The sequence below is a fragment of the Archangium sp. genome (assembly GCF_036389735.1).
Taxonomy (GTDB): Bacteria; Myxococcota; Myxococcia; order Myxococcales; family Myxococcaceae; genus Archangium.
The window spans coordinates 1-7,257 of record NZ_DASVWK010000658.1 but is presented as its reverse complement, the minus strand read 5'-3'; the positions used below and the strand labels follow the sequence as shown (position 1 = coordinate 7,257).

7 protein-coding genes are annotated in these 7,257 nt (G+C 70.6%); 4 read left to right on the top strand and 3 right to left on the bottom strand.

Annotation, left to right across the window (positions count from 1 at the left end):
• On the top strand, positions 1 to 1,233 hold a 1,233-nt coding region (locus VF794_RS23045), incomplete at its 5' end, for a M3 family metallopeptidase (protein WP_331113860.1).
• A 12-nt stretch (positions 1,234 to 1,245) separates the two neighbouring features.
• On the opposite strand, the gene VF794_RS23040 is transcribed toward VF794_RS23045, so the two are convergent.
• The gene (locus tag VF794_RS23040) at positions 1,246 to 1,665 is read right to left on the bottom strand and encodes an STAS/SEC14 domain-containing protein (protein WP_331113858.1); all 420 of its coding nucleotides are present in this window, start codon (positions 1,663 to 1,665) and stop codon (positions 1,246 to 1,248) included.
• A 91-nt stretch (positions 1,666 to 1,756) separates the two neighbouring features.
• Here VF794_RS23040 and VF794_RS23035 point away from each other — a divergent pair, with 91 nt between their 5' ends.
• Positions 1,757 to 2,311, top strand: coding sequence for a VUT family protein (locus VF794_RS23035; RefSeq protein ID WP_331113856.1), 555 nt, complete (start codon positions 1,757 to 1,759; stop codon positions 2,309 to 2,311).
• On the opposite strand, the gene VF794_RS23030 is transcribed toward VF794_RS23035, so the two are convergent.
• Together VF794_RS23030 and VF794_RS23025 are read right to left on the bottom strand one after the other, a co-directional pair.
• Complete coding sequence (locus VF794_RS23030) at positions 2,249 to 3,001, bottom strand: hypothetical protein (RefSeq protein WP_331113855.1); 753 nt, start codon at positions 2,999 to 3,001, stop codon at positions 2,249 to 2,251. The genes VF794_RS23035 and VF794_RS23030 overlap by 63 nt on opposite strands.
• Before the next feature lie 76 nt (positions 3,002 to 3,077).
• Positions 3,078 to 3,953, bottom strand: coding sequence for an expansin EXLX1 family cellulose-binding protein (locus tag VF794_RS23025; protein WP_331113853.1), 876 nt, complete (start codon positions 3,951 to 3,953; stop codon positions 3,078 to 3,080).
• A gap of 261 nt (positions 3,954 to 4,214) precedes the next feature.
• On the opposite strand from VF794_RS23025, the gene VF794_RS23020 reads away from it, so the two are divergent.
• Positions 4,215 to 4,664 (top strand): hypothetical protein, encoded by a 450-nt coding sequence (locus VF794_RS23020; RefSeq protein ID WP_331113851.1) that lies wholly within the window; start codon positions 4,215 to 4,217, stop codon positions 4,662 to 4,664.
• A gap of 13 nt (positions 4,665 to 4,677) precedes the next feature.
• Positions 4,678 to 7,257, top strand: a 2,580-nt coding sequence (locus tag VF794_RS23015; protein WP_331113849.1) for an aminotransferase class I/II-fold pyridoxal phosphate-dependent enzyme, incomplete at its 3' end; no start/stop codon positions are given.

The following is a 7,257-nucleotide window of genomic DNA, read 5'->3' as shown; positions in this document are numbered from 1 at the left end:
GTGCAGGCCGTCGAGAAGCTGCTCGGTGAGCTGCGAGAGGCCGCCCGCTCGCGCGCCCGCGCCGAGCACACCGAGCTCACCGAGTACGCCCGCCGCAAGACGGGCAATGGCTCGCTCGAGCTGAAGCTGTGGGACGTGCCCTTCTGGGCCGAGCGCCAGCGCGAGGAGCGCTACGCCTATACCGACGAGGAGCTCCGGCCCTACTTCGCCATGCCGCGCGTGCTGGAGGGCCTGTTCGACACCGCGAAGCGTCTCTTCGGCGTCACGGTGCGCGCCGCCGATGGGGAGTCCCCGGTGTGGGACTCGAGCGTGCGTTTCTTCCGCGTGGCGGATGAGTCCGGCAAGGACATCGCCGCCTTCTACCTGGACCCCTACAGCCGTCCGGCCACCAAGCGCGGCGGGGCGTGGATGAACAACGCGCTGGACCGCAAGCGCCTGCCGGACGGGGGCCTGCGGCTGCCGGTGGCCTACCTCGTCTGCAACTTCACGCCGCCAGTGGGCAACAAGCCCGCGCTCCTCACCTTCCGCGAGGTGGAGACGCTCTTCCACGAGTTCGGCCACGGCCTCCAGCACATGCTCACGCGCGTGGACTACCCGGAGGCCGCGGGCATCAACAACGTGGAGTGGGACGCGGTGGAGCTGCCCAGCCAGTTCATGGAGAACTGGTGCTTCCATGAGGAGACGCTCTCCCGGCTGGCCCGCCACGTGGACACCGGCGAGTCGCTGCCCAAGGCCCTCCAGGACAAGATTCGCGCCGGGCGCATCTACCGCGCCGCCTCCATGACGCTGCGGCAGGTGTACTTCGCCACCATCGACCTGGAGCTGCACCACCGCTACACTCCCGACGAGAACGCCCAGGGGTTCCTCGAGGTGCAGCAGCGCGTGGCCGCGGAGAACACGGTGCTCAAGCCGCTCCCGGAGGACCGCTTCCTGTGCGGCTTCTCGCACATCTTCGCGGGCGGCTACGCGGCGGGCTACTACAGCTACAAGTGGGCCGAGGTGCTCTCCGCCGATGCCTTCTCCGCCTTCGAGGAGGCCGGGCTGTCCAACCCGCAGGCGGTGGCCAGCACCGGGCGGCGCTTCCGGGACACCGTGCTCGCGCTCGGCGGCAGCCGCCACCCGCTCGAGGTCTTCCAGGCCTTCCGCGGCCGCGCTCCCAGCACCCAGCCGCTGCTGAAGCAGACGGGCCTGCTGGAGACGCAGGAGTTCGCGACGACGGCGCCCAGGGTGTAGCGGACGCCGCCGTCAGCTCTCCATCCGGGACTGGGTGTGCTTCGCCTCCTGGAGGCGCTCGGCCACCCAGGCCTCCGCGCTGCCCTGGTCGTTGAAGGTGGCCAGGGGGATGGGGAGCGGCTTGAAGTACAGGATGGCGCTGATCGACAGGCGGACGATGGGCGAGGTGAGGATGAGGGCGGTACCGAGCACCCTCTCGCGCAGCAGGTGCTCGTGCTTCTCGAACCACTCCACCTGACGCCAGCGCTGGTCGAGGGGCACCAGGCCGATCCGGCTCAAGTCCATGAGGAGCAGGAGCTTGCCGCGCCGCAGGTAGTCCACGAGCGTGGCGAGGCACTCCTCCTGTCCCTGGGCCGAGAGCGTTCCCGGTAACCGGACGAGGAGCAGGGGCCAGCGCGAGTCGTCGAAGAGGGCTCGGTCGGAGGTCCGCATGGTGGGGGGCGCGGTCTGACTGTACCTGGGAAACGTGCTATGGCGCGCTCCGGGTGCCACCGTCCCCGTTCAGTTGATGGAGCAAGTGTTCATGGATCGCCGCCGGCTCGAGGGGCTCACCTACCTGCTGGGCTTCGGGGCCTCGATTCCGCTGTCCAACTGGATGATCGGCCACGTGGGCGTGGTGTGTCCGGACAATGGGCCCTGCCTGCTCCCCGTGGGGCCGGGCGTCCTGGCGCCGAGCGGCGTCCTCATCGTCGGCATCGCGCTCGTGCTGCGCGACCTGGTGCAGCGCCGGCTGGGCAAGGGGTGGACGCTGCTGGCCATCGCCCTGGGCGCGCTGCTCTCGGCGGTGCTCGCGCCCCCCTCGCTGGTGGTGGCCTCGAGCGTCGCCTTCGCCATCTCCGAGCTGGCCGACTTCGCCGTCTACACGCCCCTTCAGCGGCGCGGCCTGGTGCTGGCCGTGCTCGCCAGCAGCCTCGTGGGCCTCGTCGTCGACAGCGTCCTGTTCCTCCAGCTCGCCTTCGGTGGCCTCGATTTCCTGCTGGGGCAGGTGCTCGGCAAGACGTGGATGGTGCTGCTGTCACTGCCGCTCGTCTCCTGGCTCCGGCGCCGGGACGAGCGGCTCGGCATCCAGCCGGCCTGAACCGCGCCCGAGGGAGAAGTCCTCCTTCACGGCCGCCCGCGCGAGGGTGTTCGCGGCGTGGCGGGCCTGGTCGACCGAGGGCGCCACCCAGCTCGTGAAGTCCACCAAGGCCTCGTTCAAGGCCCGCTTCAGGCGCTCGGTCTGGCGGAGCCCCAGGGACTCCAACAGCCAGCCCAGCGCCAGGTGGGCGTGCAGGTGCCAGTCGTCCTCGCAGTTGGTCGCCTCGATCGTGAGGTCGATGACCCGCCGCACCGCGTCCGACAGCACCACCTCGCGGTCCTCCTCGTCAGTGGGGAGCGACAGGGAGCGGAAGTAGGTGTCGAGCGTGCAGAGCCACGCGTGCGCCTCGCCGAGCGCGGAGAGGATGCGCTGGATGTTGCTCTCCACGCCGACGTCGGGCGGGTGGCCCTGGTTGAAGAAGCTGGAGCCCTGGCTGTAACCGCCCAGCACCGCGTTGCCGAGCCGCACCCGGGCCAGCGTGTACCAGGCCCCGGCGTGCTCGGCGAGCAGCGCACTGACGCCCTCGAAGAGGGTGTGCCGCGTCCACTCGTCGAGGTGGGTGGCTGCCCGGGGAATGCGCGGGACGAGGTACTCCCGAAGGCGGGCCGCCAGGTGCGCGGGCTTGAAGGCATCGAGGCTCTCCAGGATGAGCGCCCAGGTCCCCTCGTCCTTTGGCTTCTTCCTGCTCATGGCCTCTAGCGCAGCACATCCCCGGGGGGCTTGGGGAGGAGGATGAGCCGCTCCGTGAAGCAGTGGTCAGGCGCGCTCAAGGCAGCGGGGTGAACTGGCGCAGCCCCGTGACGAGCCGCGAGTCCAGGACGCCGGGTAGGATTTCCTGGACCACCTCTCCGTCCCAGGAGGTCGTACGGATCGTGATCGCACCGAGGCCGAGGCCACTGGACTGGACGAAGTAGTTGTAGTCCTGGCGCGGGATCTCCACCCACGTGAGGCCCTTGAGCCACTCCATCTTGCGGATGGGCTTGTGGTGATTGCGCACCTGGATGCCGGTCCACCACTGGCTGCTGCCCTCCTTGAAGCGGTAGCGCATGGCGCCGGTCACCGGGCAGGTGACGAAGCGCCACTTCACCTTCACGCGGCCGAGGAGGGGATCCGCCAGCTTCGCGAACGCCGAGCGGCTCAAGTCCAGATGGCCTGGCGTCGTACAGTCGGGGCAGCTGTCCACGATGCGCACCCGCAGGGTGCTCGTGGGTCCCTGGATCTCCGCGCACGCGCCGCACACCGCGCTGCCCTGGTACTCGGTCTTGATGATGGCGGCGACGTCCAGGTCGTTCGTGGCGTCGAAGCTACAGTTCCCGGTGCCATTCGCGTCGTAGAAGGTGATGACGCCGTCCTGGAAGGCGCTGAGCGGCCGGGAAGTCGTCGTGCCAGTGCCGGTGCCCGTGCCCGCGTCGGTACCCGGGTTGCCCGTGCCCGCGTCGGTGCCACCCGGGCCGGAGCCGGTGCCCGCATCGGTGCGCGGGTTGCCCGTGCCCGCATCGGTGCCCGCGTCGGTGGCTGTGCCCGCGTCGACCCCCGGGTCTTCATCGGACTCACCGGGAGGGGGTTCGATGCCACAGGCCGTCAGGGACAGCAGGAGCGCGGCGAGGGAGGAACGGCCGAGAAGCGGGAGCGAAATGCGCATGGTCGGTTCTCCTGGGGGCAAGAGCTGAGCGAGGGCCATGGTGCGCATCCTCCGGGCGTTCCGCATCGCTCCCCGCTCTCCCGGAGCACGTGGGAATTCCAATGCGACCCAGGCCACATCTTTCCACCAGGAGCGTGTTCTGCTTCTGGATGACACTTGCTCGACTCGTTCGACTCCAGTGCATGTCGTTCCTCCAGTTAGAATGGCGGAGCCATGCCCGCACCATCCAAGCAAGAACCCCAGGTTCTCGAGAGACCGCCCATGTCGCGTGTGACGCTGGCGAATCTCAATGCGCCCGCATTGGCGACCTGGCTGATGATGGTCAAGCACCCCGAGCAGGGTGACGAGGTCAATGGCAAGGCGCTCTGCGATGAGATCCGCAAGGCGCTGAAGCTGCATGCCACCGGCACCGTGTGCTTCTTCCACGATGGGACGGGCATGGTGAACGCGCGGATCGGCTACGCCAATGCGTTCAAGGAACTCGACCGGGAACTGGCGGAGCGGGTGACGGAGGTGGTGTGCGCCACTCCCGGCCCCATCCCCCGGATGATGCTCTACACGGTCGCGACCCTCTCCAAGCGGTCGTGGAGCATCTTCCGCACCCGCGCGGAGGCCGACCTGCACATGCGGATGCGGGGCTACTCCGCCACGGACTATCGGGACCTCCTCGAGGGGACGATGGTGAGCCTCCGCGTCCCCGGCGTCTCCTGAGGCCACCCCCTTCATGGCCACCTATCCCGCGTCACCCCGGGAGGCGTTCCAGCAGCTCCGCGCCCTGTCCGAGGAACTCGCGGTGCCCGAGAGCCGCCCGCGGGCCCTCGCCGAGCTGCGCGAGCTGGCGGGGCTCGCCCGGGACAAGCCCGAGGGCGCGCCCCTGCGGCTCAGCTCGGTGGTGGTGGCGGTGGGCGCCTCGCAGGAGCGGTTGGAGCTGCTCCTGCTGCCCTCCATCTTCTCCCCCGAGGCCTGGGCCTACACCTTCCTGGAGGGGCTGCTGAAGGTGCCCCTCGACGAGTACACCGGCAAGCGGCTGGTGGAGGTGGGGGCGGGCTCGGGATGGATCTGCATCGCGCTCGCCCGCTTCACCCGGCTGGCGCACATCCGGGGCGTGGACCTCAATCCCCACTCGGCCCCGGTGGCGTGGTGCAACGCGTGGCTCAACGGGGACCAGGCGCTGGTGGCGCGGCTGTCCTTCGGCGAGAGCGACCTGCTGCGCCAGGTGCCGGAGCACGAGGCGTGGGACTTCGTGGTGGGCTGCATCCCGCAGGTGCTGCGCGGCGAGGGGCTTCCCGCGGAGGTGTCCGAGGCGGATGAGCAGGCCCTCTACGACCTGTCCAACTACTGCGCCATCCAGAACGTCTACGAGGACCACTTCGGGCTGGGGCTCATCGCGCGCCTGCTGGACGAGGTACCCGAGCGACTGGCGCCGCGGGGGCGGCTGCTGCTCAACCTCGCGGGGCGGCCGGGGCGCGCCATCATCGAGCGCATGTTCACCCGGCGCGGCTTCAGCACGCGGGTGCGCGTGGCGCGGCGGGTGATGCAGGCGGCGGACACGGACATCCGCCCGCTGGTGGCGCTGGAGCAGCGTACGCGGCGCGAGTTCGAGTTCTTCATGGAGGCCCACAGCCCCGAGCCCCTGCGCGCCGCCACCGCGCTCGGGTGGCTGGCCGCGGGCCATCCCATCTGGCACGAGGTGGCGGTGTGGGAGGCGAGGCTCGCCCTGCCTCGCGAGACGCTCGCGCTGCGTGCCGCCCTGCGGGCCCTGGACGTTGCCCGGTTGCAGGAGGAGCTGGACCTGGGGGCCGCTCCGCCCGAGCAGCTCGGCTTCGTGGCCGCGCTGGCCGAGCGCCTGGCCCATTCGCCCTTCCTTCCGTACGCGCACGAGTCCGGGGACTTCAGCCTGCGCCAGCTCGTGGCGCGCTACCTGGGGCGCTTCTTCGACCTGCGGCTGGCCGAGGAGGAGATCTTCGTCGCGCCCGAGCGCGAACAGGCGGTGTACTCGCTGCTGCTGGCCACCTGCGACGAGGGCGATGGGGTGCTGGTGTCGCGCAACCTGCACGCCGTCTACGCGCCGGTGCTGGACAAGGCGGGGGTGCGCGTCACCATCACCCACAACACGCTGGGGGAGATCCGGCGGCTGCTGAGCGCCTTCGACGTGAAGGTGGTGCTGCTGTCGGTGGAGCCCGAGGACCGCGCCAACATGGCGGTGCTGCGGGACATCCTCGCGGAGGCGGAGCGGCGCGGCATCCTGGTGGTGCTCGACGAGAGCCCCTTCTTCAACATCACCGCCGAGGTGGAGCCGCGCACGCTCTTCGAGTTCCTCGCCCGCGAGGCGCGGACGTCGCACCTGGTGGTGCTGTACGGCCTCATCAAGAACGCCGTCTTCCCGGACTGGGAGCTGACGCTGCTGCTGCCGGTGCCCGCGACCCTGCGAGGAGACCTGGAGGTGGCGGCGGAGGTGACGTACTCGCGCATCAGCACGCTGGTGCAGTGGTTCTACGAGCGCACCTTCGCGGAGCTGCTCACCTTCCGCATCGCCTTCGCGGCGCCGGAGCCCCCGCCCACGCGCCCGGAGCCGAAGGTGCCGCTGCCTCGCTCCAGGCGCACCGCACGGCTGGCGGGCTTCCCGGCCTTCGCGCCGAAGGTGTTCCGCGAGGGCGACCCGGAGCTCGTCCGGCTGGACTACGGGGAGAACGAGTCGCCCCTGCCACGGCCGTTGATGGAGGGGCTGGTGGCGGCGTGCGCGGCGCCCCGTGGGACGGGGACGCAGCACGGACTGGCCGAGTCGGTGGCGGCCTTCCTGCTGGAGACGCGGGGCGTGCGCTACGCGCCGGAGGAGCTGACGCTCGCGCCGGGGGTGTGGCCGCTGCTGCACCACCTGGGCGTGGCGCTGCGCCGGCTGTTGGGACGGGCGCCACGCGTCTTCGTGGCCACGCCCTGCTACGGCATGCTGCCGCCCGCGTGGGTGGCCGCCGGGGCCGAGGTGGACCTCGCGCCGCTCTCCGCCCTCCAGGGCCGCAGGGGCGGGGGCGCGCCGGATGTGGTGGTCATCTCGCAGCCCTCCAACCCCTCCGGGTACTACCTCTCCCACGAGGAGCTGGTGGGACTGGCCGCCTATGTGGTGGAGCAGCGCTGCCTGCTCGTGTCGGATGAAATCTTCGGGCTGGTGAACCTCACCAACCCCACGGCGGAGACGGTGCAAGGCCCGGTGGGGCTGGAGGCGACGGTGCCGGGCATCGGCGCGCGCACGGTGGTGCTCGGGGGCCTGTCGAAGGAGTTCGCCGCGGGAGGTCTCCGGGTGGGGTGG

Coding starts and splice junctions, on each gene's coding strand:
- VF794_RS23040 (WP_331113858.1), bottom strand. CDS start 1,665: ATGCGGACCTCCGACCGAGCCCTCTTCGACGACTCGCGCTGGCCCCTG.
- VF794_RS23035 (WP_331113856.1), top strand. CDS start 1,757: ATGGATCGCCGCCGGCTCGAGGGGCTCACCTACCTGCTGGGCTTCGGG.
- VF794_RS23030 (WP_331113855.1), bottom strand. CDS start 3,001: ATGAGCAGGAAGAAGCCAAAGGACGAGGGGACCTGGGCGCTCATCCTG.
- VF794_RS23025 (WP_331113853.1), bottom strand. CDS start 3,953: ATGCGCATTTCGCTCCCGCTTCTCGGCCGTTCCTCCCTCGCCGCGCTC.
- VF794_RS23020 (WP_331113851.1), top strand. CDS start 4,215: ATGTCGCGTGTGACGCTGGCGAATCTCAATGCGCCCGCATTGGCGACC.